The organism is Acidobacteriota bacterium, assembly GCA_012517875.1.
GTDB lineage: Bacteria > Acidobacteriota > JAAYUB01 > JAAYUB01 > JAAYUB01 > JAAYUB01.
Genome location: JAAYUB010000052.1, coordinates 1 through 26,738, shown reverse-complemented (window position 1 = coordinate 26,738; position 26,738 = coordinate 1). Strand labels below are relative to the sequence as shown.

The following is a 26,738-nucleotide window of genomic DNA, read 5'->3' as shown; positions in this document are numbered from 1 at the left end:
GATGAAAATCGACTCCGAGGTACAATGGTGTTGTCATTGTGTGCGCTCCTTTTGGCGCCGCGACCCCGGGAGCAATCACCCACGAGATTATATCTCGTGTCTCGGTGGCGCTAAAAGGAGCGCTCTTCTCATCACATCAACCCTCAACATTTTATTTGTGCCCTTCGTGCCTCCGTGGTGACTCTCCTCCCCCGGCCCGCCGCCTCGCCGTTTCGCCGGTTCGCCGGCTCGCTGATTCGATGGTGCGCCGGTTCGCCGGTTCGATGCTCGAGCGCCGCGGGCGCGGTCAGCGAACGCGGTCAGCGGTTGCGGGAGCGGTCGCGCCACTCCCAGGGCGGGACCGGATCGCGGTCCGCCCACAGGCCCACCAGCTCGGCGCGCGCGGCGGCCTCGAGCGCCCGGAGCGTCTCGCTGCGGGAGTATCGGCGGAACCACCACGCGTAGCCCAGCCGGACGAGCTCCTCGTTGAGGCTCCGCCCGTCGGCCAGCGTCACGATCCCGAGCACCCGGCCGAACGTGTCCACCCCCGTGCCGTCCACCCGGACCGGCCGGCCGAAGCAGAGGGCCGACGTGGTCTGCCGGGCCTTGCGCCCGAACGGCTGGCCCAACTCGGGGCAGTCGATCTCCACCAGCCGCACCCGGACCGGCCGCCGCTCCCGGCTCCGGTCGTCCGGACGGCCGGCGTCGGCCGGCGCCTCGTCCGCCAGCACGTCGATGGTGTCGCCATCCCCCACGGCGACCACGCGCCCCGAGAAGTGCAACGGCCGCTCCCCCTGCCCGGCCGCGTGCTCCGTCCGCGCCACCGGCGGATTCGCCGGCGCCCCGCCCGCCGCGCGGTCGCACGACCCGCCGGTGAGCAGCGGCCACACGAGCACAACGACGCCCAGGGTCCGCATGAAGCCGGCGATCGAAAAATGCGAGCGATGGTTCATCTCATCCTTTCTGCAGCGTGGGCCGCCCTCAGAATCCCGTTTCATTTTTCATCCGAAACGAGCCGAAGTCAACGGTGCATGATGGACGGGGATTGAGGATTCATGCTCGCAATTCGTGATCGCAATCGATGGTTCGCAGGTTCCAGGTTCGCAGGTTCGGGAACCGGTGATGGTCGATCGTCAGTCGTTGATGGTTGATGGTCGATGGCCGATAGTGCCTGCGCGCTGGTAATCAGATTCAAAGGTGCCAATTTCGTTGGACGAGGGGGGACGGCCAGCACGGTTGGGGTCCCGCCTGCCCGCCGGCAGAGCGTGTTCAGGAATTGGTTGATGGTTCGTGCTTGTCATCGTCATCGTAATCGTAATTTCTAATCGTGATCGTATTCGAGGCTCGAGGCTCGAGGCTCGGGGCTCGGGGTTCGGGGTTCAGAGCTCGGGGTTCGGGGCTCGGAGTTCGGGGCTCGGGGCTCGGGGCTCGGGGTTCGGGGCTCGGGGCTCGGGGTTCGGGGTTCGGGGCTCGGGGCTCGGGGTTCGGGGTTCAGAGCTCGGGGCTCGGGGTTCGGGGCTCGAGACTCGTTCCCGCCATGCGGATATCGGACATCGGAAATCGGGGCTCGCGGTTCGGGGTTCGTTCTTATTCGGGCGATTGTTCAAAATTCCCAAGTTCGCCGGTTCGGAAACCGTTGATAGCTGATTGTTGATGGGACCTGGGAGCTGGGTTCTAGGACCTGGGTTCTGGGACCTGAAAAAAACGGGCGGGGGTGAGCCCGCCCGTTTCCTTATCTGATCCGATCGCTCCTGTCGCTCCGGAAGGATCGAGGCTGAGGATCGGCCGATCCGTTTCGCGAAGTCCTTCCAGAAACCGGGCGACGGCTCAGCCGTTCTTCTTCGCGACCTCCTTCATGAAGTCCGCGAGCGCCTGGACGCCTTCGATGGGGAAAGCGTTGTAGATGGACGCGCGGCAGCCGCCCACGCTGCGGTGGCCCTTGAGGCCCACCAGGTCGGCCGCCTTGGCCTCCTTGATGAACTTCTCCTCCAGCTCCTCGCTGGGAAGCCGGAAGGGGATGTTCATGCGGGAGCGGGCGTTCTTTTCCACCGTGCCGCGGTAGAAGGGGGCGCCGCCGTCGATGGCCGCGTACAGCAGATCGGCCTTGGCCTTATTCTTGGCCTCCATGGCGGCGAGCCCGCCGTTGCGCTTCATCCACTTCATGACCAGGCCCACGATGAAGATCGCGCCCGCCGGCGGCGTGTTGTAGAGCGAGTTGTTGTCGGCGTGGGTCTTGTACTTGAGCATGGTGGGGATCTTCTCGTTGGCCTTGGCCAGGAAGTCCTGCCGGACGATCACCATGGTCACGCCCGCCGGCCCGATGTTCTTCTGGGCGCCGGCGTAGATGAGAGCGAACTTCGACGCGTCGAACTTCCACGACATGATGTCCGACGACATGTCGCACACCAGCGGGGTGGCGCCCGTGTCGGGGAAGGTGAAGAACTCGGTGCCGTAGATGGTGTTGTTGCTGGTGATGTGGACATAGGCCGCGCCCGGCGTCACCTTCACCGCCTTCGGGTCGGGCAGGTAGGAGAACTTCTTGTCCTCGGAGCTGGCGGTCACGTTCACCGTGCCGAAGAGCTTGGCCTCCTTGATGGCCTTGCTGGACCACTCGCCGGTGTTGATGTAGTCGGCGCTCCCGCCCGCAGGGAGGAAGTTCATGGGGACCATGGCGAACTGGGTGCTGGCGCCGCCGCCCATGAAGCAGACGCTGTAGCCGTCGGGCAGGCCCAGCAATTCCTTCACGTCGGCCACGCAGTCATTCAGGACCTTCTCAAAGTCCTTCGACCGGTGGGAAATCTCCAGGATGGACATTCCCAGACCGTTGAACTCCACCGTGGCCTTGGCCGCCTCCTCGAGCACCTCGAGGGGCAGGGTCGCCGGCCCGGGGTTGAAGTTAAACACGCGCTTGACCATACCGCAGCTCTCCTTATAAGAAATTGTCCGTCGTTCGACGATGGTTTGATCATTATACCCCACCGGCGCGAAATAATGAAGCCGGGCGCAACTATTTCAACCGGAGTGGAAACCCCGGCGGCGGCGCGGCGGCCGCCCGGCTCTTGCATCGGGCCGGGGTATCTGCTAATATTCCGGACTGTCGCGCCGACTCTTCGTCACCCGGAGTGGCTCCCATGAAGTGCCCGAAGTGCGGTTTTGAGCAGACCGACAACGCCAACGAATGCGTGCGCTGCGGCCTGGTGTTCCACAAGTTCGAGGCGCTTCAGCGCAAGAAGGAGCAGCTCCAGGCCCGCTTCTCGCCCCAGAGCGGCGCCGGCGAGGCCGTGGGCGACCCACCAACGGCGGAGGCGGCCGCGCCCGAGGCGCCGTCGCTGACCCTGGAGCAGACCCGGGAGCTCAAACGCCAGTTCGAGAAGCTCTATGCCGGTGTGCAGGGCGTGCTGAAGTTCCACACGGCCCTGAGCGACGAGCTGACGGGTCACCGGGCGGCATTCCGCGAGCTGGCCACCCAGTTCGGCAACCTCCAGGGCACGGTGGAGCAGCAGGTGCTGCAGCTCGGGACGCGGATGGAGGAGCTCGACGCCCGCGTCGCCTCCCTGCGCGAGGAAGTGCAGCTCTGCCGCCCCGCGGCCGACGTCGGCGAGTCCCTGCAGGCCATCGGCCGGGGACTGGACGAGTTGCTCCGCCTCAACGCCGACACCCACGGTGCAGCCGACCTGAAAAAGCGGCTGGACCGACTGGAGACGCTCCAGGGGCAGATTCGCGGCGCCATCGAGGGCGCGTCGGTGCGGGCCGACGGCGACTGGGCGGCGCAGGAAACGCTCCTCATCAAGAGCGAGCTGCAGGCGCTCCGCGCCGAGGTGCGCACCCTGATGGACCAGCCGGCGCCGGCCGCCGCCGCGGCCGAGGCCCCGGCGGTGGACCTCGAGGCGCTGAACCGGGACCTCGACCTCCGGGTCAAGGAAGCGGAGCAGCGCCTGGCCGCGGGCGGCGCCGCCGTCGCGGCGCGGCTGCAGGAGCTCGAGGCACGCATCACCGCCGACGCCGCCGCCGTGGCCCAGAAGCAGACGGCCGCCGAGGAGGCGGCCGCCGCGGTGCGGGAACAGCTGCAGGCGCTGGAGACGAAGCAGGAGGAGTTGGCGACCCTCGAGACCGGCCGGAAGGACCTGGCGGTGGAGATCCAGGGCCTGCGCAAGACCTACCAGGCCTTCGTCAAGGAGTCCCGGTCCGACCTGGACAAGCAGGCGGGCACGCTGGCCAAGATGAGCAAGGAGATGGATGCGCTCAAGACCAACGTCGCCCAGCTGCGTGACACCATGGAGCGATTGCGCAAGATCTTCGCCAAGTCGTGAACCCGGCCGGCAAATTTTCAGTTGACTCAAGCAGCCGGCGTGATATAATGCATGCGTCCTGTTAACATTTAGTCACACTTTTTCAATACGTTACGCCGTACTGTACTCAAAAGCCGGATTTAGAAAGTCAGGAGGTGCGATGGGACCCAGGGACAGATCATTCACCGTGATCGTTGCCCCGAACAGCCCCGGTCGCGTCAGACAGTTCCGCATCTCCATGCGGCGGATCTACGGCGTCATCTTCGTCGCCATCATCCTGTCCCTGCTCACCTGCTACGGCGTCTTCACCTATTTCCACCTCGTGGCCAAGATGATGGATTTCGAAGGCATCCTCGCCCGCCACAACGCCCTCAAGGAACAGAACCTCCAGTACCGCGACAAGACCCGCCAGCTCGACGACAAGCTGTCCCAGATCGAGATGATCACCCGCACCATCAGTCGCCTCACCGGCATCGCCCCGGACACGGTCCGGTCCACCACCGGCGGCATCGGCGGCTTCTCGGCCAACACCCAGACCGCCAAGGACCTGACGGCCGAGAACCTGTCCCACCTCAACGGCCTGATCCAGAAGAGCGGCGGCATCCAGCAGGAGGTGGTCCGGCTCAAGGACATCGCCCTTGAGCAGAACCTCTACCTGTCGTCGCTACCCACGGCGTGGCCCGTGCTCGGGTACATCAGCTCGGAGTTCGGCTACCGCCCCGACCCGGTCAACGGCCAGCGCGAGATGCACGAAGGGCTCGACATCTCGGCGCCGCTCGGCACCAAGGTGATCGCCCCGGCCGACGGCGCGGTGCTCTTCGCCGGCGCCCAGCGCGGCTACGGCTATGTCGTCATCATCGCCCACAAGTACGGCATCGCCACCCGCTACGCCCACCTTTCCGCGATGAGCGTCCGAGTGGGGCAGCGGATCCACAAGAACGACATCATCGGCTACGTCGGCTCCACCGGCAAGGCTACCGGCCCACACCTCCATTTCGAGGTGCACATGGAGAACCGGCCGGTCAACCCGCTGCGTTTCCTGGGCCAGCCCGCCGCATCCTGACGCGGGATGCCCCGCCCCACCTCCTTCCTCGACGGACAACTGCAGCTCCTTCAGCCGGAGCGCGGCTATCGCTTCGCCGCCGACGCACCGATCCTGGCCCACTTCATCCGCTGCCGGCCCACCGACCGCCTGGTCGAGATCGGCTCCGGTTGCGGCATCATCCTGCTGATTCTGTTCGTCAAGAAACGGTTTCACCGGATCGTCGCGGTGGAGCTCCAGCCGGCGCTCGCCGAACTGGCGCGGGCCAACGTCCGCCGCCACGGCGCCGACGCCGCCATCCGGATCGTGACCGCCGACGTGCGCGACCTGGCGCCGGCGGACGTGGACGCGCCCGCCGACGTGGTCTTCGCCAACCCGCCGTACCGCCGGGTGGGGACCGGGCGCCTCAGTCCGGACCCGGCGAGGGCCGCGGCCCGGCACGAGCTGAGCCTAGACCTGGCCGACCTCTTCGCCGCCGCCCGCCGCTTTCTGGCGCCCGACGGACGCTTCGATCTCATCCACCTGTGGGAGCGCCGCGCCGACGTGGCCGCCGCGGCCGTCGCGGCCGGCTTCCATCCGGGCCGGTCCCGGCAGGTCCTCGCGTTCCCCCACAGCCGCCAGCCCCGGATGTTCCTTCACAGCTGGCATCCGGCGCCGGCCGAGGCAGTCGTGGAACCGCCGCTGGTCATCCACGAGAAGCCGGGCGTCCACAGCGAGGCGTTTCGCCGTATAATATCGGCAGCACCGGAAGATACGTCGACGTGAAGGAGGCTGACATGGGAGCCAAGCTGGGTGTCAATATCGACCACGTGGCCACGCTGCGCCAGGCCCGCCAGGCCGCCGAGCCCGACCCGGTGCACGCCGCCGTTCTGGCCGAGCTGGCCGGCGCGCAGGGCATCACGGTGCACCTGCGCCACGACCGCCGCCACATCCACGAACGGGACGTCGAGCTGCTGCGCCGCACCGTCAAGACGCGCCTGAACGTGGAGATGGCCGCCACCGACGAGATGATCGGGATCCTCACCCGGATCCGTCCGGACATGTGCACGCTGGTGCCGGAGCGGCCCGAGGAAGTCACCACCACCGGCGGCCTGAACGTCATCGACCACGAGGCGGCCGTCCGGAGCGCCATCCAGGCCCTGGGCGGCGCCGGCATCCGGGTGAGCATCTTCATCGACCCGGAGGAGGGCCAGATCCGCCGGGCGGCGGAGCTCGGCTGCCGCATGATCGAGATCAACACGGGGCGCTACGCGGAGCTCGTGCCGGCGGATCTGGAGCACGCGCCCGCCGCCGCCTGGGAGGAGTACGAGCGCATCCGCCAGACCGCCCGCCTGGCGGTGTCGCTGGGCCTGCGCGTCCTGGCCGGCCACGGACTCACCTACCGCAACGTCATGCCCATCGCCATGATCGGCGAGATCGAAGAGTTGAACATCGGCCACAACATCATGGCCCGGGCGGTGCTGGTGGGGCTGGAGCGTGCGGTGCGCGAGATGATTCAGCTGATCGCCGACTGATCGCCGTCCAGCAGCAGCCGGTACAGGCGGTTGCGGGGCAGCCCGTGGGCGCGGCCCAGGCGGTGGAGCGCCTCGGCCCGCGACAGCCCCTCGCGGCTCAGGCGCCGGAACTCCCGGCGCAGCGCCGCCGCATCCACCGGCGCGTCCCCGGCGTCGCCGTCGGCGCCGCGAGGGTCCGCGGCGCCGGCCACGGCCAGGGTGAACTCCCCCTTCGGCGCGCCGCGCCGGCGCAGCGCCGCCAGCAGCCCGGCCAGCGTGTCGCGCCGGTATTCCTCATGCAGCTTGGTCATCTCGCGTCCGCACAGGCACGCCCGGTCGCCCCACCGGGCCAGCAGGTCCTCCAGCAGGGCGACGATCCGGTGGGGCGCCTCGAAGAACACCGTCGTGTGCGGGGCGGCGGCCAGGCCGTCGAGGAACCGGCCCCGCTCGGCGCGGCGCGCGGGCGGGAAGCCGGCGATGAGGACCGGCCCGCCGGGCAGGTCGCTCACCGACAGCAGGCAGGCCGGGGCGCTGGGGCCGGGGATCGGCACCACGGGGACACCCGCCCGCCGGCAGGCGCCGACGAGCTCGGCGCCCGGATCCGACAGCATGGGCGTGCCGGCGTCGCTTACCAGGGCGGCGTCGGCGCCGGCGCGGAGGTGGTCGAGGAGACGGGGGGTCCGGCTGCGTTCGTTGAAGTCGTGGTACGAGACGAGCCGGTTGCGGATTCCGAAACGGGTGAGCAGGGGGCGCGTGCGGCGGGTGTCCTCGCAGGCGACCAGCGGCACCGCTCGCAGCACCTCGAGGGCGCGCAGGGTGATGTCGCCCAGGTTGCCCAGGGGCGTGGCGACGACATACAGGGTGCCCGGCTGCACGGCCGGCGCGGGATGGTGGTCCTCCGCCATGGTTCCCCCGCGGATCACGCCAGGACTTTCTCGACGTCCTTGAGCTGGACCGAGATCACCTTGGACACGCCCGCCTCTTCCATGGTGATGCCGTAAATAGTCTCGGCGATCTCCATGGTCCGCTTGTTGTGGGTGATGAGCACGTACTGGGTCTGGGCGCTGAACTGTTGCACCAGCGACACGAACCGGTCGATGTTGCTCTCGTCGAGCGGCGCGTCCACCTCGTCCATGAGGCAGAAGGGGCTGGGGCGGTACTTGAAGATCGCCAGCATGAGGGCCAGCGCGGTGAGCGCCTTCTCGCCGCCGGAGAGCAGCAGGATGTTCTGCAGCTTCTTGCCGGGGGGCGAGGCGACGATGTCCACGCCGCTCTCGAGGAGGTTCTCCTCGTCCACCAGGCGGAGCTCGCAGTGGCCGCCGCCGAAGAGCCGGGTGAACATCTCCTGGAAGTTGATGTTCACCGCCTCGAACGTTTCCTTGAACAGCCGCGCCGAGCGGCGGTCGATCTCCTCGATGCCTTTCTGGGTGTTGAGGATGGAGTCGGCGATGTCGGTCTCCTGCGTCCGGTGGAACGTCAGCCGCTCCTCCTCGCGTTCGTACTCCTCGACCGCCAGGAGGTTGACGCTGCCCATCCGCTCGGCCTTGTCCCGGTAGTCGAGGTACTTCTGCTGGGCGGATTCGGCGTCGAGTTCCTCGGTGTCGGCCACGCCCTCGGCGATGAGGGCCCGGAGCGGCTGGTGGAACTCCAGCACGCACCCCTCCTCGAGGTGGGCGATCTCGCCCTCGAGCTGGGTCTTCTGGATGACGCTCTGGTTGCGCTTCTCCCGCTGCTCGTCCAGCGACAGCCGGCGAAGCTCCACCTCGCCCTCGGTGGCGGCGAGCTGCCGGCGGTTCGCCTCGATGGCTTCGCGCTGCCGCTCGATCTCCGCCTTCAGGGCATCCAGATCCCGGACGGCCTCCTGGTGCCGCTGCTCGAACGCCTCCAGCTCCCGGCCGATCTCGGCCTGGCGATCGCCGATCTGCGCGGTCTCCGCGTCGAGCTGGGTCCCCCGGTTCTCGTTGTCAGCCAGGAGCTGGCGGTTGCGTTCCAGCTCGGCCCGCGCGGCGTTGAGCTGCTCGCGGGCGGCGGCGTACTCGACGCGCGCCTCGGACCACCGGCGGTTGAGCTCGGCGGTGACGTCCTTGAGCCGGGCGATCTCCTGCCGGCACGCCTCGAACTCGTGCTGCCGCGCCTGGCGGTTCTGTTCCAGCTCCGCGATGCGCCCCTGGATGCCGCCGAGCTCGGCCTGGATGCCCGCGCGCTCCTGGTTCAGGTTGTCGCGCTCCAGGGCGGCCGCGCGCAGGAGCTGTTCGTGGCGCTGGAGTTCCTCCCGCTGGCTGCGCAGCTCCTCCTCCTCGCGGACCCGGACCAGGCGCCGCTCCTGCAGCTCGGCGTCCAGGTCCTCGAGGCGGCTCTCCAGGCCGGCCAGCCGCTGGGTGGTCGCCTGCAGCTCGGCCTGCTGCGCCTGGAGGTCGGCCTCCGCGGTCTGCAGCGTGCGGGTGATGGTCTTGCGCTCGTGGCGGTAGCCGAGGATGCCCTTGCCCACCTCCGCGCCCAGCACCGACACGCGGCCGGCGGCGCTCACGGCGACGCCGTCCAGCGCCAGGCAGACGGCGCCGGGGTGGGCCCGGGCGGTGTCCACGGCGGTGCGCCAGTCGGCCACCAGCCAGACGTTGCCGATGCCCGGCGCGATCCGGAGCAGGTAGTCGCGACCGGCGTTGTCCAGCTGGAACTCGTCCAGCAGCCGACCCATCACCCCCGGGCGCCCGGTGAGGTCGCCGGCGTTCGGCGGTTCGGCCGCCGGCGGAAAACCCGTTAGCAGAAAATGGCACAGTCCGGAGCGCTTCCGACCCAGCAGCTCGATGCCCTGCTCCAGGAGTTCGGGGGCGTCCACGATCACGGTCTCGAGCTCGGCACGCAGGAAGCTCTCCACCACCGGGTGGAACTCCGGCCCCGCCTCCAGAAAGTCCGCCAGGGTGCCGCGGAAGGCGGCGTGCCCGGAGCAGGCGGGGAGGACCTGCTTGAGCGCGTCCGAGTAGAACTCGTTGCGCTGCTCCAGCTCCTCAATGGAGCGCAGGCGGTGGGTCTGGGCGCTGACCTCCTTCTCCAGTTCGGCCACCCGGGCCTGGAGGGCGGCCTGCTGCTCCTGGCCGGCCTCGCTGTCGGCGTTGAGGCGCTCCCGTTCGTCCTCCAGCGCGGCAATGGCGCCGCGCAGCTCTTCGAGCACGGCCGCCTTGCCGTCGGCCGACCGGGCCAGTCGCTCGCGCGCGGCGCCGTGCACCGCCAGCTCCTCCTCCTTGTGGGCGAGCTGGCGCTGGGTGTACTTGTCCTGCTCCAGGAGCTGGATCTCCTGATTCCGCCAGCGCGACACCTGCCCCGCCTCCTCGAACACGAGGCCGCGCAGGTCCTCCATCGCCTTCTCCTGGCGGGCCAGGAGATCGCTCCCCTCGGTGTATTCCTGCTCCACCGCATCGTTGCGGCCCTTGGCTTCCTGGAGCCGCGCGTCGAGCGTCTCCGCCTGGCGGTCCAGCTCGGCCTGGCGCGCCTGCCATTCTCGCCGGCGCTCCTCGAGCTGCTCGCGCTCCTGCCGAATCCCGTCCAGGCGGGCGGTCAGGTCCTGCCGCTCCTTGCGCAGGAAGTCGGACGACGTGGCGATCCGCTGCAGGTGCAGCTCCAGACCGGCCAGCCGGTCGCGATGCTCCTGGAGCCGCTTCTCGCTCCCCTCGAGGTCGGAGCGCTCGCGGGCCAGCCGCTGGATCCACTCTTGCAGGTCGGCCTCCACGGCGCGGGCAGCCGCGTCCAGTTCGCCGAGTTCCTGCTGGTTCTGATCGAGCCGCGCCAGAAGCTCCCGTCCCAGCAGGAAGTAGCGGACGCGGAGATAAGCGCGCATCTTGTCGCGGAGGTGGCGGTAGCGCTTGGCCCGCTGGACCTGGAGCTTGAGTGACTTCAGGTTGCGCTCGATCTCGGCGATGATGTCCCGGATGCGCAACAGGTTGTTCTGGGCCAGCTCCAGCTTGACCAGGGCCGACTTCTTGCGGTGCTTGAAGGAGACGATGCGTGCCACCTCCTCGATCAGGGCGCGCTTCTCCAGCGGTTTGGAGGCCAGCAGGTTCTGGATGCGCCCCTGCTCGATGATGGCGTAGGAGGTGAAGCCGAGGCCGGTGCCCTCGAAGGCTTCCTGGATGTCGAGGAGACGGCACCGCTTGCCGTTGAGGTAGTATTCGCTGGCGCCGTCCCGGTACAGGCGCCGGGTGATCTCGATGTCCTCTTTCATGAGGGCCTGCTCATCGTCACCCGGCGAGGGGATGTATTTGAGGCGCAGCGTGACGTCGGCCATCCCGAGGGGACCGTAGCGCTGGGTCCCGTTGAAGATGACGTCTTCCATCCGGTTGCCGCGGAGTACGCGGGCGCTCTGCTCGCCGAGAACCCAGAGGAAGGCGTCGCAGATGTTGCTCTTGCCGCATCCGTTGGGGCCGACGATGGCGTTGACCGCGCCGGGGAACTCGGTGGAGACCGACGTGCGGAACGATTTAAAGCCGGAAACTTTCAGGCATTCGATTCGATGCATGCATGGAGATCCGTTGTGAAGAACGTGACCGCAAAAAGAGGTATTTTAAATCACTGGGGGGATTTTCCCAAGTCGATTTTCACCGATTCTTCCATCAGCGGCAATTCCTTCCGGAAGTAGTCGAGCACGAACTGGTCGTAGCGGTGCTTCTCTTCGCCGAACAGGAGCGACTCTCTCGAGTTGGCCAGGTTGAGAATCTCCTTCCGGCACTTGAAGTTGGTGTACAGCCGGCGGGTCTCCTTGGCCAGGACAGCGCTGGCCTTGTCCTTGCCGGTGATGAACAGGATGCTCTTGCCGCTGTAATCCTCGGGCGTGATTTCGGCGGAGACGAGATCGGCCGGCGCCCGGAAGTACAACCGGTACAGCATGCGGACGAAGAAGGACAGGAGTGAGGTGCGGAATCCGACGATGTCCTCCACCTTCATCGAGATGAACGTCTCGATGTTGGGGTACACCGAATCCAGGACGAGTACGCGCATGTGGGGGTTGCCCTTGCTGGCCTTGAGCGCGACGAAGGCGCCCAGCGAGGAGCCGTAGATGCCGATGCGGTTGAAATCCACCTCGGGGTGCTGGACGAGTTTCTCGACCGCCTTGTGCAGATCCTCGACTTCCTCGAGCCCCAGCGACGACACCGCTTGGCCGGACACCCCGTGCCCGCGCAGGTTGTAAACGAAAATGTTGTAGCCGTAGTCTCGCAGACGGGAAGCCAGGCTCAGGACTTCGGTCCGGTTCGTGTCGTAGCCGTGGCACAGGATGATGAGCGGCGACTGGTTGCTGCCGCGGACGTACCAGCCCTGCAGGACGTCATCCCCGGCGCCGCCCCATGTGAAGTCCACCGCGTACATGTGGTAGTCGGACGGGTAGATCACCTCCAGGCTGTGGGTGGGGTGGACAATGTCGGTGAGCACGCCGGCACTGATCAGCAGCAGCAGCAGCAGCACGGTCAGGAACACCGGCACCAGCAGCCGGACGATCAGAAACGCCGTGTAATAGCGGTTCTTGAACTTGCGGTAGAGTCTGCGCATATCCCCTGCCTGATAATTGCGTTCAGAAATTTGAAACCAATATACCACAAGTGGTAGAAAACGGCTATGGGAGAAGGGGAGTGAACAGTGAACAGCGAACGGTAAGCAGTTTAGAAATAAGAGATAGGAGTGATGGTATTGGGATTCCCGACTCTTAGTCAAATAAGATGTTGGGCACGTATTCATGGATCATTTTTCATTGGTCATCGATGATTTTGGATTATTGGTGGTTGCTTATTTCTTATTGGGTAATTCGAGATGAGTTTGATTGTGCGGTCGATGGGATCAGGAACCCGGGAACTGGGTCCTGGGTTCTGGGAAATGGAATGGGAGCCGGGAACCAGGACCCAGCACCTGGATCCAAGGTCCGATGTCCGAAGTCCGATGTCCGATGTCCGATGTCCATCCGAGACGAAATATCTGTTGTCCGAAAGTCACAGTGATGGTAAGGTGATGGCGATGAATGTCAAGAAGAAGGGCGTCGCCCTAAACGCTTTTGAAACAACTGCTTCGGTCGTCTCTGCGATTGCGGCGCAAGAATCCGCCCGCAAAATCTACGTTCTGGACACCAACGTCCTCCTGCACGACCCCACCTCGTTGTTCCGGTTTCAGGAACACCTGGTGGTCATCCCGCTGCACGGCCTGGACGAGGTGGACAAGAAAAAGGGCGACCCGATCATCGGGTTCAACGCCCGGGATGTGTCGCAGAAGCTGGAGCAGATCCTGTCGGGCGGAGACCCATACCAGGCGGACCGCGGGATCCGGATCCGCAACGGCTATGACGGCCTCCTGTTCTTCCTGGCCGAGTACGCCGAGGGCGCTTTTCCGCGCGACCTGGACCTGTCGTACTACGACAACTTCCTGCTCGCCTCGCTGATGCACCTCAAGCAGCAGGTGGGGCGGCCCGTCACCCTCGTGACGAAGGACCGCAACCTCCGGATCAAGTGCCATGTCCTGGGACTGCAGGCCGAGGATTACCTCCACGACCACGTCTCCGAGGAAAGCCTGACGGGCGCTGCCGATCCCCTGCGCACCGTGGTGCTCACGCCGGCCGAGATCGACGAGATGTTCACCGCCAAGAAGCCCAACGAGTGGCAGCTGGCCAATTTCAACCGGGTCCGGCTGCGCTACAACGAGGGCGTGATCTTGCAGGATGAGACCGGCAACTATCTCGGACTCGGTTACCGCAGCGGCGACACCCTGCTCTTCACCCAGTATGACCGCGTTCGGGTGCTGGGCGTGGGGCCCAAAGTGCTGGACCGGAGAAATTATTCCCACAACTTCGAGCAGGCCGTCTGCATGACCCAGGCCATGGACGACGAGGTCAAGATACAAGTGGTCGTGGGCAAGGCCGGCACGGGCAAAACCCACATCGCCATGGCCGCGGCGCTGGAGCTGGTGTTTCTCCGCAAGAAGTACGAGTCCATCAAGCTCATCAAGCCCATCATCACCAAGTCGCGGCTGGGCGAGGACATCGGGTTCCTGCCGGGCACCGTGAAACGCAAGCTCCTGCCCCGCATGCGGCCGTTCGTGGAAAAACTCCAGAAACTGGTGGGCGAAAACGGGCTGGAGAAGGAGCAGGGCTATCAGAAGCTCCTGGACGACGGGGTGATCGAGATGATGAACCTGGCCGACGTCCGCGGCGCGGACCTGTCGGGCTCGGTGGTGCTCTTCGACGAGGCCCAGAATGCCAATCCCTTTCAGATGCGCACATTGGGCACGCGCCTGGGCGAGGATTCCAAGCTCATCGTCATGGGCGATCCCACCCAGATCGACAACGTCTACCTGGACAAATACTCCAATGCGCTGGTGAATGTCTACCAGCAGGCCCGGCGCTACCCGGAGCCGTTCATCGCCACGGTTTCGCTCATGCAGATGGTGCGCTCCCATACGTCACGGTGGTTCGAGGAGAAGATCGTCCCCAACGTCAAGAAGCTGTCCGACAAGTGACCGCGGGCCGCGGGTGGCGGCCGCCGGCGGACATGGCGGGCAAATAGAATACCGGCAACGCGATGGGTACCAGCGAACGACTTGCCGTTGCCGCTTCAGACGAATGAGCGAACAGCCGCAATCAGTCCTCTCCGAGGAACTGTACCAGAAGTTGCGCGAGCGCCTGATCCTGGTTGCCCAGAGCCACGTAGGCGATGCGGCCGAAGACCTGGTCCAGGAGACCTTTTTCAGTCTCTTCGACAACATCCACCGGGGAAAATTCCGCGGCCAGCCCACCTACCAGGACCTGTTCTGCTACTCGCTGGGCATCCTGAAAATCATAATTATCAAGGAAATACGAAAGCGACAGCAGGATCGGAGCCGGTTTTTATCCGACGGTCCGGAGTCCATCGAGGAAAAGGTCGTTGTGGCGATGGAGGAGTCGAGCGAGCACCGAATCCTGGATGCCGAGGAGCAGGCCGGAGTGGAGCTGACGTCGCAGCAGGCGCGCGAAATCTTCCAGACTCTGCCGCCGCACATCCAGGAACTGATCCATCTGCACGTCGTCCAGGGGTGGTCATACACCCAGCTCAGCGCCCACTTCAACATGCCCAAGCAGACCCTGGTGAGCCGGTTCAACGTTTCCATGGAAAAAATCAGGAAAAAGATGATATTCTTTCGTACAAAAGCCTATCCCGCGTACTCCATAAGCAGGAAAGGTGATGGATCATGAAGGGCGAGGGATATAACCACCAGCAGATTCAGCAAGCACTCCATGATTACTGCTTCGGCCTGCTTTCCGATGACGAGGAGATTCGGGTGGAGCATCACCTCATGGAGTGCACGGCCTGTCATGCCCACGCTGCTGAACTGTTGGCGTTCGCCCGTCTCGTGCGGGCCAACCCCGCCGCGTTCACCCCGGCTCCCCACGCCGCCGCGGCTCCGGCCGGCATCTTCGCCAGAATGTGGACCTGGCACCCCGGCCTGGTCGCGGCCGCCGCGACCCTGCTGCTTCTGGCCGTGCCATTCGGCGCGCTGCGCTACATCGCCGGCGTCCAGCACGACCGCTACGACCTGGACCTGCCCCGCCTCGACATGCTCAAGAGCGCCGACCTCCAGAGCGACCAGTTCCAGTCGGGGGTTCAGGCGTTCGAACAGAAGCGGTATGAGCAGGCGCTGCGCCACTTCACCGGCTACCTGCAGCACGAGCCTGACAATTTCGACGCCAACTTCTTCTCCGGCCTCTGCTACCTGGAGCTGTCCAAACAGGGAATGGGCGGTGTGACGGTCAGCCTCGACCGCGACCGCGCCCGACTGGGGATCGCCCGCCTGGAGAAGGCCCGCGCCATCGCCACCGGCCTGCAGGAAAAAACCGGCAACACCCGCTACCAGGCCGATGCCGTCTACTACCTGGGGAAGGCGTACAACCTCATCGGAGACTTCGGCCAGGCCCGCCAGCTGTTCCAGCAGTACCTGGCCATGGATGAGCCGCTGCTCGGCCACCGCGACGAAGTCCGTGCCCTGCTGCGCAACCTGCCCAACTGACCGACCCGGATCCGGACCGAAACTTGTCCCCGCGCCTTGTGTCGAACCTCGACGATCATCCTCTTTTCGTGATAAAACATCGCGGTATGGCCGTCTCACAGACATCCCGCACCGGGAGGGCTTCATGGCACCGCAGTCGATCGTCCGCATCCTGCTGACCCTGGCGCTGGCAGCCGCCGGACTGGCGCTGGCGGAAACGGATCCGCCGCCTGTCCCGCCGCCGGCTCCCGATCCCAGCGGCCGGTGGACGAGCGAAACCGGCGAGCTGACCCTGGCGCTCGCGGGCGACACCCTGTCGTTCACCTACACCGCCGTGTTCGGGCCGTCCGCCCACATCTGCGACGGGGCGGGCGTGGCGGGACTCGTCACCGACGGCCGGTACGAGTTCGTCGACGAACAGGGCACCATCGCCTTCTTCGTCACCGCCGACGGCGTCCGGATGGAGACGGCCAGCGGCATCGCCTCGTTCTGCGGCGCCAACTGGCCGGGTGACGTGTTCGGGCGGGACAAGTTCCAGCCGCTGGCCCCCTGCCGGGTCACGGCGGAGAAAACCCACTTCCACGTCGTGGGTCCGCTGCCGCCGGAGCGGCGGCGGGGCTTCGTGTTGCGAGGCGACGCCGTAGCGGTGGCGCCGGCGCTGCACGCCGGCGGCGAGTGGGTGCTGGCCAGGTTCCGTGGCGCCCGGGGAGCCACCGTGGGTCTGCTCCGCAAGCAGGACCTGGCCTGCCCTTGAGACGGCGGGCGTCATCAATCCACATGGGGAGGAGCTGACATGAGATTCGTTCCATTCGCCATGATCATCGTGGGGGGGGCGATGGCTTTTGCCGGGCGGGCCGCCGAGCCGGCCAGCGGGCAGGGGCTGCGGCACGCCTGGTGGACGGTGGCTTTCGAGACGCCGGTCCCCTTCTCCGCTCCGCGGGAGATCGGCATGGACGCGGTGGCACTGACCCACCCGCCGGATACCGCCGGCGGCGTCGGCCGCATCGAGATCGTCCTGGCCGCCGCGCCCAAGGACATGGTGGACGGCATGGGCATGAGCGACGACGAGCTACCGGGCTATTTCAAGACCACCTTCCTCGGGCTGAGCGCGCCGGCCGTCAAGAAGGTTGAGCGGACCTTCCTTGGCCATGCGGTGGCAGGCGGCGCGCAGTCCACCACCATTCCCCGGGCCCGGAATGTGGAGTCGTACCTCGTCCCCCTCGCGGGCGGCGCGAAGCTCTTCCTGGCCGTGGGCAGTGACACGGACGTCCCTGCCGCCGACGTCGAGGCCGTGCTGGCCGCGCTGGCGCGGACGCTGAAAGAAGTTGAAGACAAGTGAAAATGCGCAGTTGCGGTTGATGGTTGATCGTTGATGGTTCGCAAGGGGAGGATATGTTGAGAGTTCGTCCGTTTGAAGATTTGAATGTTGGAAGGTTCGCAGGTTCACATGTTCACACGTTCACAGGTTCGCGGGCCGTTGATTGTTGAAGGTCGTTCCGTCTCCCTCTTGCCGTCCCCCCTCTGTCATCTCCCTCTGCCATCTCCCAACTCCCGATTCACCGATTCACCCATTCGCCGACTCACCCATTCGCGCCATCTTCAATAACTAATTGTCTCCTCTACCTTCGGCGCTTCCGCTGCGGATCGCCCGTGCTATGATCGGCTGGACGCGTCGCCCGACAGTCGGGATGCGGCGCAGGTGGGTGGTCCATGTGGTTGTATCTGGTGCTCGGCATTTCGTTCGGGTTCGCCTCCGGCATCCAGCCGGGGCCGCTGATGGCCTACCTTGTGGGGCGAAGCATGGTCCACGGCTGGCGCCGAACGCTGCCGGCGGTGCTGGCGCCTCTTATCAGCGACGGGCCCATCGCCCTGCTCATGCTGGTCCTGCTCACCCGGCTGCCGGCGGGGATGGAGCGGGGGATGCGACTGGCGGGCGCCGTGTTCCTGTTCTACCTGGCTGCCCAGGCGTTCCGGACCTGGCGCCGCTCCGACGCCGCCCCGCCGGATTCGCCGGGGTCGGCCGGCCGGAGCCTGTTCCAGGCCACGGCGGTCAACTTCCTCAACCCGGGGCCGTACCTCGGCTGGAGCCTGGTGCTGGGACCGGCCCTGCTCGAGGGATGGCGGGAGTCGCCCGCCTGCGGCGTGGCGCTCCTGGCGGGGTTCTACGGCACCATCCTCGGGGTGAATGCCGGAGTCGTCATCCTGTCCGGTACCGCCCGGCGCCTGGGCCCGCGGGCCGGCCGCGCCCTGGTCGGGCTGTCGGCGCTGGCGCTGGCAGGGTTCGGGTTCTATCAGCTCTGGGCGGGGCTGGTTGGGTGAACGGTGAATAGTGAGTAGTAACGAGTGAACAGTAAACAGTGAGCGGCACTCATCGCACGCCGAGTCAAGATGCGAGATGAACACTTTCAGATCTTGGCTGCCTGCGTTGGGCATTTCAATATCCCTCCGTCCACCTTCGTTTGGAAATCACCGTTACCGCGCCGGACTTCGCATGTTACCCCGGTTCACGACGGAGTGAACCGCCCCCCAGGATTTCACCCAGAGCTACCCATGGACGGCACGCGGGCAGCGGGTCGCCGAAAAGGTTTCCATCGGTTGCCCACGATCACAATGCGCGCGAACGCAAACACTTGAGGACCGAACGATCGCTACACTTACCGCCTGGCGCCGGCATCACCGGCCAGGAATCATGAGCACGACGTTTGATGCCCGAAGTCCGAAAGCCGATGTCCGATGGGTGGGAACAAGCATTGGGTCACGATCACGATTACGATGGCGATTACGATGGCGATTACGAATTACGAGCACGAGATCCGAATTCCTATCTCCCGTCTCCTATCCCCTCACCGTTCCCTTCTTCCTGCTCCTCTTCATCCGCCGGGCGGCGATGTCCGGGCGGGAGGCCACGGCCAGGGATAGATACCGGTCCTCCTCCGCGTACATGACCCGCTCGGCCACCAGGCGGTCGAGGATCTCCCGGAGCCGCGCCGCATCGGCGGCGCCGGCAAAGCGCGCCGCAAGGTCCGCAAATGTCCGGGTTTCGAGACACTCCCGGTACACGTCCCGCCACACGCCGGACAGGGTGAGTCGTCGGGCCTCGTTTCGGCAGTCGGTGATCTCCAGAAAGTCGCCACCGTCGAGGTAGGCGAGCGCCTTGGGTGGCGTTCGCCCCTCGCGGAGCGCCGTAGCGCGGATCGCCTCATGCATCTCCTGCCACCGCCGGCAGGCGTCGTACAAGGGCGTCCAGTCCGCCGGCTGGCCGGCCGGAGTGTAGGCCCAGGCCCGGTGCGGCAGCACCAGCCGGGCGCACGCCTCGGCGGGCAGGAATTCGGCGTAGCGCGGGTGGTTGCGAACCTCCTCGATGCCGAAGTCGGCGCTGAGGATGTCCACCGCGCTGCCGGTTGTCAGGTCGAACTCATGGAGGAACCCTGGCGGGGGATATGCGGTCGCGTAGCGGTCGATGGTGGCCACCGACTCGGCCACCTCGGCGGCGGTGGAGCCGGGAAATCCCGTCACCAGGCCAAAGGGGTTCCCGATTTCGAGCTCGGCGCAGGTCTTGAGCAGTTCCAGGTTCTGGATGGCCGTGGTGCCCTTGTTCATCCGCCGCAGGTACGCGGTGGAGAATCCCTCGACACCCGTGTGGGCCACGGTCAGGCCGGCTTCCCACAACGCCAGCACGTCCCGCGGCCGGGCGCCCGCGCGCAGTTCAATCTGAAGCTGGAGCTGCCGGCCGGGGGCCGCCAGGCGCCGGCCCAGCTCGGCCAGGCCCGTGGATCGCATGCAGAGGTCGCTCAGCACCACCCGCGGATTGGCGTGCCGGGCCACCAGCGCCTCGACCTCGGCGGCGACCTGACGGGCCGGCTTGGCTCGGTACCGCCGCCGCTCGTTCATGTTGCAGAACAGGCAGCGGCGCTTCGGGTCCCCGGTGGATCCGGAGCGGTCCCACCAGCAGCCGCGGGCGGTCTGCAGCCAGATCCGCCACTCGACGCTCAGGGGATCCGCCGCGGCGGCATAGTCGTCGAAGTCGGGCAGCGGCAGGGCGGCGACGTCGTCCGCCTCCCAGACGGGCGCGCCGGCAGGAAACCGGTCCAGGTTGCCTCGGGTGAGCAGCCCCGGCCCGTCGTCCGGCGGCGCCTGCCCCGCCGCCAGCCGCACCAGCAGGGTCTCCAGCGGGCGTTCTCCCTCCCCCTGGACGACCGCGTCGATCTCCGGATACTCGCGCATGAACGAGGGGCCCGCCGCGCCCCGCAGCAGGCTGCCGCCCCAGACGATGAATACCCCGGGATTGGCGGCCTTGATCCGCCGGCTGAGCAGGACGTTGGCGAAGAGCTGATGGAAAGTGGCGCTCAGGCCCACCACGTCGGCCGCCGCGGCCAGGCGCCCGGCCAGCTCGGCGGCGTGTGCATCGATGGCGTCAAGGATTCCTGACGGGTCCGCGTCGGGCGGAGGCGGCATCCCGGCCTTCGCCGCGTCGGCGGCGAAGGCCGTGCGCAGCAGGCCGGGCAGGACGCCGCGGCGTTCCGGATAGACGAGACCGGCGTACAGCGCCTCGCCGGCCAGCGAATCCTCCTGGATGGCCCGGTAGGCCGTCCGTCCCAGGCGACGGGCCACCGCCACGTGTTCCGGCCAGACGGCGACCGCGCAGCCGGGCACCCGCGCCGCCACCCAGGCCTTCAGGGCCGCCAGCGCCGCCGACGGGACGTGGCTGTCGAGCCACGGCATGGAGACCAGGGCAACGCGCATCATGTCCAATCAGACTGCCGGGCAACGTCCGCGGTCACTTATGGTTGATCTCGGGCGGCTGGAGCTGATCGCCCTTGATGTCGCCGATCGGGTTCGCGTTCTCGCCGATGGACCCGCGCAGAAGGATGGCCGCCTCCCCGCCCTGGTCCATCTTGACCTGCGCTTTCACATCGCCTTTGATGAATTTGTTATCGAATCCGGCATCGGCAGCACCTGCCTCGACCGGTCGGTGCTCTCCCTTCAGCTGAACGCCGGCCAGGGGGTCGCCCGCCGATTCGCCGGCCATCCGTTCGCCCCAAATGTTCTTTGTCGGGGCCATGCCCAGATTTTCGGCCATCTTGACGTGCTTCCCTTCGACCGCGTCATGCTTCAACGTGGCGCCGACACCGGCCCACGATTTACCGGCCTGATCCAGTTTCACGGAGGATTTCACCAGGTTCGCGACGTCTTCCTTGACTCCGTCCCCTGACGCCAATCCCACTTCGACCTTCACGTGCTTGCCTTCGGCTGTCTCCTGCCCTCCCTTGATCCATTCCTTGTATTCGAAGTTCTTGTGTCCCTTGACGTCGTCGATTTTCAGGGCCGCCTCGTCCCCGCCCTGGAGCTTGCTCTCCCAGACACCCCGTTGATCGAGAGCGTTACCGCCAGATGTGATCCTCTCGTCGGCGCTCTCCAGTTTATGCTTGATCTGCAGATCGCCGGGTAGCTTATGTTGCGTCTGGGCGGTCAACTCGTCACCGAGTTCCAGCTTGTGTTTGATCTGCAGGTCACCCGGCAGTTTGATGGTCACGGCCTCGCCGAGCTGGAGCTTGTCCCGCACCAGTATGCCTTGCAGCTTGTGATCTCCAATGAGCTCGCCTTCCGCCAAGTCCAACCTGGCCGGCGTGGCGGCGGACGCCGTATCGGCCATCTCTTTGATCATCGCCTCGCCCTTCACCGACAGGGATTCCTGGACTTTCCCGGCCAGCGGTTCGGCAAGCTTGTCGAGCGCGCCGTCGTCACCCATATCCGGCGGCTGCGAGCCGATTCGATTGATGGACATGACACCTCCTCCCTTGCTGAAAACATCGATCGTTGCGTACTTATCGGTTCTTTCTCCGCCGCGTTGCGCCCTTTTCAGGGCCGCTCCGGCCGCGGGGCGGCGCCGCGGCGCACCAGTCCGCCTCGATCCGGCCGCGCAGCGCAGCGGCGCCGGGCAGCGCGGTGATGCGGCCGTCGGCGTCGAAGGCGGTCTGGGCCGTCAGCGTGTCGAAGTGTTCCAAGCTCAGGCGCAGGTAGCCGGGCGGCCGCGGCCGGCCCAGGCGCTCACGCGCGGCGCACCCCCAGGCGTTGAGATACTTGCATTCCAGCGGCCGTTCCGGCCGGCCGTAGACGGCGCACCGGCCACCGGCAAGGTGGCGGCACGGGGTGCGGACGATGAGTTGCCAGTCCTCCTCGGTCAGGCCCACCGACAGGCCGGGGAACCCCAGCATGAACCGGAGAAAATCGAGGTTCGACGCCGTCGTCGGCCTGCCGTAAGGCAGCACGACGGCCCGGCAGCACCAGGCCTCGCAGCCGGCGCACGGGTCCGCCAGCTCCGCGTACGTGTGCGTCGTCTGCACCGCTCCGGGCGCGCCCCGGGCCACCTCCTCCCGCCAGGCCTGGTCCATGGGATCGGCGGCGGGGAGTTCCTCATCGACGGGCCAACCCGGCATCGGCAGCGGACGGAAGGCGGCGCTCAGGGCCGCCCAGTCGGGCACGTCCACCAGCCGGCCCCGGCCGTCGAACACCAGCAGCGGGAGAAGCGCCTCCAGCCGCCGCCCGTCCAGGCGGAAGAATCCGTCAGGCTCGGCGCCGGCCAGCGACGCCTTGTACCAGCACCGGTACGGGTTGTAGTGGCGACAGACGCGCGGCTGCTCCGGTTGGTCGTGGATTCGGCAGGCGCCCTGGGCCGGATCGAGAAACCGGCACGGCGCCCGGTAGAACAGCTCCCAGCGCCCGGTGCGGAAGAGGCCCAGCTCGATCCGCTCGAAGTTCAGCAGGAAGCGGGCGTGGTCCACCTCGGTCAGCGTTTCCAGCTGGACCTTGCCCAGGGGCAGGTAGGCGCAGCATGGCGTGTCGGGACACGTGGCGCACGGCGACTCGGCGGCCTGCGCGAACGATAGGCGGGTCGCGGAAGAATCCGATCCGGTGAGATTTCCTTTTTTCATGGCGGCAACTGGTTTCATTGTAACGCACCCGCCGGCCTGGCAGCAGGAATTTTCCTTTCGGTGGATGGGGAGTTCGGGGCCCTCGCTGCGTCGTCGTCCGCCCCAGCAGGCTGAGCTTGTGACGACAGGCCGGGCATCCGGAGCTGTCCGTGCCGACACAGTCGGGACGCCAGCGCCGCCTACCTGGCCAGCCACGCATAGAGTTTCGTCAGGGTGAACCCTACGGCCAGAGTCAGGACCGCCAGAGCGGCGAGCACGGCGACGGTGCCCAGCACCAGGGTCACCAGCAGAAACATCTCCCATCCAGTCAGGGGCTGCCGGTCCTTTTCACGGCCCAGGCTCCAGAGCGTGTAGTAGTGCACGCCGGCGGTCAGGCCGGCAAACACGGTCGCTCCGGCGAGCGCGCCGGCCACGGGGATGGCGGTGAACGCATAGCCGGGCAGCCCGATCCAGAGCAGGGCGAGCCGGGTCAGCCACCGGTGGAAGAACCGCCGCCGCCGTCCCATCAGGGGGCGGGATTCGTAGACCAGGTACAGACGGAGCACCAGCATGTGCACCACCGCAAGCAGCGGCACGCTGATGAGCACGAGTCCGCCCCAATGCGCCAGCGGCGCCAGCAGCGAGACGAGCGCCGCCACCGGCGTCCCCACCTGCATCAGCCGAAGAAAGCGGCGGCCCTGCTCGGCGACCACCGCGTCGTATCGGACGTCGAGCTGGCGCATCGCGCCGCCGTTGCCGTCGCCCAGCGGCCGGCCACAGCGCGGGCACTCGGCGCCCTTGCGCTCGGCGCGGTTCAGCGATTCCAGGCACCACGGACAGGGGTGCGTCATGGGCACACCGGAGCGCTCATTTCGTTACCCATTTGTCATCTGGCTTTGATCAGTCATTTGTTATTGATCAGTCATAGTATTTGTTATCGATCATTGCTGATATTTGATTGGTTGTTTTGGATCGAGGTGGAGTCGAACGTAATGCCCATGTTTTCATGCCGTCGCGGGATCTGTCCGGGTGCCTCGGGCCATGTTCCACCATCCCGCCTCGATCAATCCCGCCATAGACGAAAACATCCTCGACCGCCACACCACCGGTCCCCGATGGCCCGGTGAAGAAATCCTACTTCATCCCACTCCGCGATGCCAGCGCTTTTCGGGCATGCCAAGGCGCATCAAAGGCTCCAGCCACCCTGAACCGGTACTGAGCCTTGGCGCATTCGCCGGCAGAAGCGCCAGACTGGCGACGGTATTTCATCCGTCCAGTGAATCTGGAAATACGCAGGTTGAATCGACGTGCCGCCGGATCGCAGCATTACCATACCTATTCGAGCGATGGCGAGAGGACCGACTGATTCTGCAGCGAGGCCAGCACCCATTCGGCGGTCGACAGGCAGTGACCGACGCCGGCGATGTCGACGCGGCTCAGGCCGCGTCCGTCCCGCACGCCGCCCGATGCCCGCAAGAGACCGGGCAGCCTGCCGCCGTCTGTCCCTTGGATCGTGAGGCGGTCCAGCAGGCGGCATCCGGCGTCGACGGCCCGCCGGTACTTCCGGATGAGCAGCCCCTGCCCCAGTTCCACCGCCAGATCCACAACCGCACCCAGCCCCTCGAGGCACAGCGCGGTCCGGACAGTGGGCGGACCCGCCGGGTCGCCGGTGAAGAACTCGCCGGTGCGCCGTGATAGACAGCTGAGCGCCCGGGCGGCCACCTCGTGGGCCGCGGCCGCGACCTCCTCGTCTGCCGCCGCCCGCGCCCCCACCGAAAACGCCTGCATCAGCCCGGGCATCGGGCGCACGCTTCCGGCATACCGGAAGCGATGCCGATAAAACCGGAATGCGGTCAGCCAGCGGGCTCGGTCCCAGGCACTGTGACCCGCGCAGGCGGCGTATGCCAACGCCAGAAGCACCAGGCCCCCGACATCCTCTTCCACTTCAACTCCATCCTCGGCCATCCGGTTGTCGACGATCCGTCCGTGCCGGTCGAGGGTTCCCCAGAGGGCTGCCTCCAGATCCGGTATCAGCCCGGCGCCCGGTTCTTCGGACGGCAGGTGGCACAGGGCCAAGAGCAGCCAGGCGTGCGCCGAGATGGTTGATCCGTGCGACGGTTCGGCCCATCGGAGCCCATCCCCGGGGATCCGCCGCAGCCCTGTCACCAGCGGACGGATGATCCGCCGGACCTGGTCGCCCAGCCCGCCGGCGGAAACCCGACCGGCATGGCGGGCCAGACTCCAGGCCAGCCGAGCCGTGCCGGCGGCATCCAGCGCCGGATCGAACCGGTCCTGAAACGGATGATAGCCCGACGGAACGGCGCCGGCGGCGCCCACGACCCGGGACAGGAATCCGGCCCAGGCCGAAGCGAGCCTCGGCCAGGCGGCGCCATCGCCGCCCTCCACCGGCCGCCGGCCGGGGAAGGAACCGTCCGGTGTCCGGTTCCACCCGGGATCGGTGGCTGCGGCTGGCACGCCTCCCGGCGGCCAGGCGACGTCCGGTTCCACCACTTTCACCAGGCTGTGCCGGAACAGCTGCCATGGTTCAGCGGGGAGCAGGCCGGCGTTCGTCGCCCGGGCATGCTCAAACTGCGCCCACTCGCCGGCGATGCCGGGCATGCCGGGCAGGGCCCCGCCCATCCGATGGGGCCGTTCCCGGCTGCGGACCACAATCCCGTAGCGGCGGTTGTCCAGTTCGCCCAGCGTGCACGGCTTCAGCCGGGAAAAGAACGTCACGCCCACCCCGCTCCGGTCGAGAAGGTCCAATCCTTCCCGGCCGGGCGGCAGTTCCAGCGCGACTCGGACCGCAGCGGCCACCAGGTCCGCCGCCGGATCGGCCGGATCCCCCTCCTCCGGGAACCGCCAGAAGCCGGCGCGGGCATACCGCCGGCGCGGTTCCGCCCGGTCGCGCAGGCTGACCCAGGCGCCGCCGGCGGAGTCGTACGGCTGGTCCAGACATTCCGGCGGACCGGGAAGCCGCCCCTCGGCCAGGACCGCGGCGCAGGCCCGGCGGGCGGCTTCGGGCGGCGTCAGCCCCGCCGGAATCGCCGGGCCGCCGGCTGCCAGGCCGGCGGGGGTGCGCGTGGGATTGGGCGGGACGGCATCGGGCGCGGGCGTAGGGGCGATGGCGTCTTCCCAGACGTCGAACAGGTACTCCATGTGATAGCCCATGGACCGGAAGCGCGCAAAGCCGTCGGCCCAGCCGAACCGGACCAGGACCACCCCGCCTTCCACCCGGAGGCCGGCCGCCTCGAGACGGCGGCGGGCGGCGTCCATGGCGAATCCCGACACCAGCGAGTCGTCCACGAGCACCACCGGCTCGGCCGTGTCCACGGGACCCTCGATCCAGAGTCGGGTGCCATACGGTTTGAGCTCCTTGCGGACGATCAGACCCCGGTAACGGCCGCCGGAGAGCGCTACGCACGCCTGGAGGAGGGGAATGCCGATGGTGCCGCCGGTGGCCAGCTGGCGGCCGTCGAACCGCTCCAGCAGGCGGAGCAGGCAGCGGCCGGCCAGACAGGCGCCCTCCGGGGTGAGGGTCACGCGCAGGGTGTCCAGCCACCAATCCACCGCCCGGCCATCCGGTTTGAAGAGGGGCCGCTCCGGTGTCGCCAGCCGGAGGCCGTCCCGGCGGAGCAGGGTCAGGAGTTTCTGGCGATCGTCCCGAAGCCGGTTGGAGCGACTCATGAGTTCCGTCTCGTACGGTCCGGCATGGCCAACGCCCGCGCCCGTTTCGAGCGGGCGCTCTCCTTGGGCAACGCGGCCGCCGCGCCGTCAGGCGCGCCGGTGCTTGTGGTGCTGGAGGAGGTTCGGATCGAGCAGGCCCGGCTGCCGGCCCTCGTCGGGCTGAACCTCTTCCCGGTCGCCCGCCACCAGATTCCGGACGGCGGACGCCACGTCCTGGACCCCGCCGCCGCCCCCCTCGCCGCCCATGTGCACCAGCTCCTGAACCACAGTCTTCACGTCGCCACCCTCCCCCCCGCCGCCGCCCTCGCCGCCCACCTGGCGCAATTCGTGCTCGACCCCCTTGCCGCCG

21 protein-coding genes are annotated in these 26,738 nt (G+C 67.0%); 10 read left to right on the top strand and 11 right to left on the bottom strand.

The annotated features are described in order from the left end of the window. Positions 1-299: 299 nt before the first annotated feature. Positions 300-932 (bottom strand): hypothetical protein, encoded by a 633-nt coding sequence (locus GX414_06215; GenBank protein NLI46686.1) that lies wholly within the window; start codon positions 930-932, stop codon positions 300-302. Between the two features lie 874 nt (positions 933-1,806). Then, entirely contained in the window at positions 1,807-2,895 is a 1,089-nt protein-coding gene (serC, locus tag GX414_06210) for a 3-phosphoserine/phosphohydroxythreonine transaminase (protein ID NLI46685.1), read from the bottom strand. A gap of 215 nt (positions 2,896-3,110) precedes the next feature. Between serC and GX414_06205 the strand changes: the two genes are divergently transcribed. The 4 genes from GX414_06205 to GX414_06190 all read left to right on the top strand — a co-directional run bounded on the left by GX414_06205 (position 3,111) and on the right by GX414_06190 (position 6,824). After that, positions 3,111-4,289, top strand: a complete 1,179-nt coding sequence (locus GX414_06205) for a hypothetical protein (GenBank protein ID NLI46684.1) — start codon at positions 3,111-3,113, stop codon at positions 4,287-4,289. 139 nt (positions 4,290-4,428) lie between these two features. Beyond that, complete coding sequence (locus tag GX414_06200; protein ID NLI46683.1) at positions 4,429-5,331, top strand: M23 family metallopeptidase; 903 nt, start codon at positions 4,429-4,431, stop codon at positions 5,329-5,331. Positions 5,332-5,337: 6 nt separating this feature from the next. Next, the gene (locus GX414_06195; protein NLI46682.1) at positions 5,338-6,075 is read left to right on the top strand and encodes a methyltransferase domain-containing protein; all 738 of its coding nucleotides are present in this window, start codon (positions 5,338-5,340) and stop codon (positions 6,073-6,075) included. A gap of 11 nt (positions 6,076-6,086) precedes the next feature. Next, complete coding sequence (locus GX414_06190) at positions 6,087-6,824, top strand: pyridoxine 5'-phosphate synthase (GenBank protein ID NLI46681.1); 738 nt, start codon at positions 6,087-6,089, stop codon at positions 6,822-6,824. Here the strand turns inward: GX414_06190 and rsmI are convergent. Genes rsmI through GX414_06175 form a run of 3 tightly spaced genes read right to left on the bottom strand, consistent with a single transcriptional unit; the run spans position 6,806 to position 12,338 of the window. Continuing rightward, on the bottom strand, positions 6,806-7,708 hold the full coding sequence (rsmI, locus tag GX414_06185; protein NLI46680.1) for a 16S rRNA (cytidine(1402)-2'-O)-methyltransferase: 903 nt from the start codon (positions 7,706-7,708) through the stop codon (positions 6,806-6,808). The two genes, GX414_06190 and rsmI, sit on opposite strands and share 19 nt — an antisense overlap. Positions 7,709-7,722: 14 nt before the next feature. Continuing rightward, positions 7,723-11,313, bottom strand: a complete 3,591-nt coding sequence (gene smc / locus GX414_06180) for a chromosome segregation protein SMC (GenBank protein NLI46679.1) — start codon at positions 11,311-11,313, stop codon at positions 7,723-7,725. Positions 11,314-11,363: 50 nt separating this feature from the next. Next, positions 11,364-12,338 carry an acetylxylan esterase gene (locus tag GX414_06175; protein ID NLI46678.1) on the bottom strand — a complete coding sequence of 325 codons (975 nt, stop codon included), beginning with the start codon at positions 12,336-12,338 and terminating at the stop codon, positions 11,364-11,366. A gap of 459 nt (positions 12,339-12,797) precedes the next feature. On the opposite strand from GX414_06175, the gene GX414_06170 reads away from it, so the two are divergent. From GX414_06170 to GX414_06145, 6 genes are all read left to right on the top strand, one after another. Next, on the top strand, positions 12,798-14,288 hold the full coding sequence (locus GX414_06170; protein ID NLI46677.1) for an AAA family ATPase: 1,491 nt from the start codon (positions 12,798-12,800) through the stop codon (positions 14,286-14,288). 103 nt (positions 14,289-14,391) lie between these two features. After that, positions 14,392-15,000, top strand: a complete 609-nt coding sequence (locus tag GX414_06165) for a sigma-70 family RNA polymerase sigma factor (protein ID NLI46676.1) — start codon at positions 14,392-14,394, stop codon at positions 14,998-15,000. After that, positions 14,997-15,812: a hypothetical protein gene (locus GX414_06160; GenBank protein NLI46675.1), complete on the top strand. Its 816-nt coding sequence runs from the start codon at positions 14,997-14,999 to the stop codon at positions 15,810-15,812. Before GX414_06165 ends, GX414_06160 begins: the two co-directional genes overlap by 4 nt. A gap of 124 nt (positions 15,813-15,936) precedes the next feature. Next, entirely contained in the window at positions 15,937-16,545 is a 609-nt protein-coding gene (locus tag GX414_06155) for a hypothetical protein (GenBank protein NLI46674.1), read from the top strand. A gap of 39 nt (positions 16,546-16,584) precedes the next feature. Further along, a complete protein-coding gene (locus tag GX414_06150; GenBank protein NLI46673.1) occupies positions 16,585-17,130 on the top strand; it encodes a hypothetical protein in 546 nt (181 codons plus the stop codon). Between the two features lie 371 nt (positions 17,131-17,501). Beyond that, entirely contained in the window at positions 17,502-18,110 is a 609-nt protein-coding gene (locus tag GX414_06145; GenBank protein ID NLI46672.1) for a LysE family transporter, read from the top strand. A 516-nt stretch (positions 18,111-18,626) separates the two neighbouring features. On the opposite strand, the gene GX414_06140 is transcribed toward GX414_06145, so the two are convergent. From GX414_06140 to GX414_06115, 6 genes are all read right to left on the bottom strand, one after another. Next, on the bottom strand, positions 18,627-20,537 hold the full coding sequence (locus GX414_06140) for a RiPP maturation radical SAM protein 1 (GenBank protein NLI46671.1): 1,911 nt from the start codon (positions 20,535-20,537) through the stop codon (positions 18,627-18,629). A gap of 31 nt (positions 20,538-20,568) precedes the next feature. Beyond that, complete coding sequence (locus GX414_06135; protein NLI46670.1) at positions 20,569-21,576, bottom strand: hypothetical protein; 1,008 nt, start codon at positions 21,574-21,576, stop codon at positions 20,569-20,571. Between the two features lie 40 nt (positions 21,577-21,616). After that, positions 21,617-22,723: a hypothetical protein gene (locus GX414_06130; GenBank protein ID NLI46669.1), complete on the bottom strand. Its 1,107-nt coding sequence runs from the start codon at positions 22,721-22,723 to the stop codon at positions 21,617-21,619. Between the two features lie 179 nt (positions 22,724-22,902). Beyond that, positions 22,903-23,553, bottom strand: a complete 651-nt coding sequence (locus tag GX414_06125) for a hypothetical protein (protein ID NLI46668.1) — start codon at positions 23,551-23,553, stop codon at positions 22,903-22,905. A 484-nt stretch (positions 23,554-24,037) separates the two neighbouring features. Continuing rightward, positions 24,038-26,389 (bottom strand): hypothetical protein, encoded by a 2,352-nt coding sequence (locus GX414_06120; protein ID NLI46667.1) that lies wholly within the window; start codon positions 26,387-26,389, stop codon positions 24,038-24,040. Between the two features lie 87 nt (positions 26,390-26,476). Next, positions 26,477-26,738, bottom strand: a 262-nt coding sequence (locus tag GX414_06115; protein NLI46666.1) for a hypothetical protein, incomplete at its 5' end; no start/stop codon positions are given.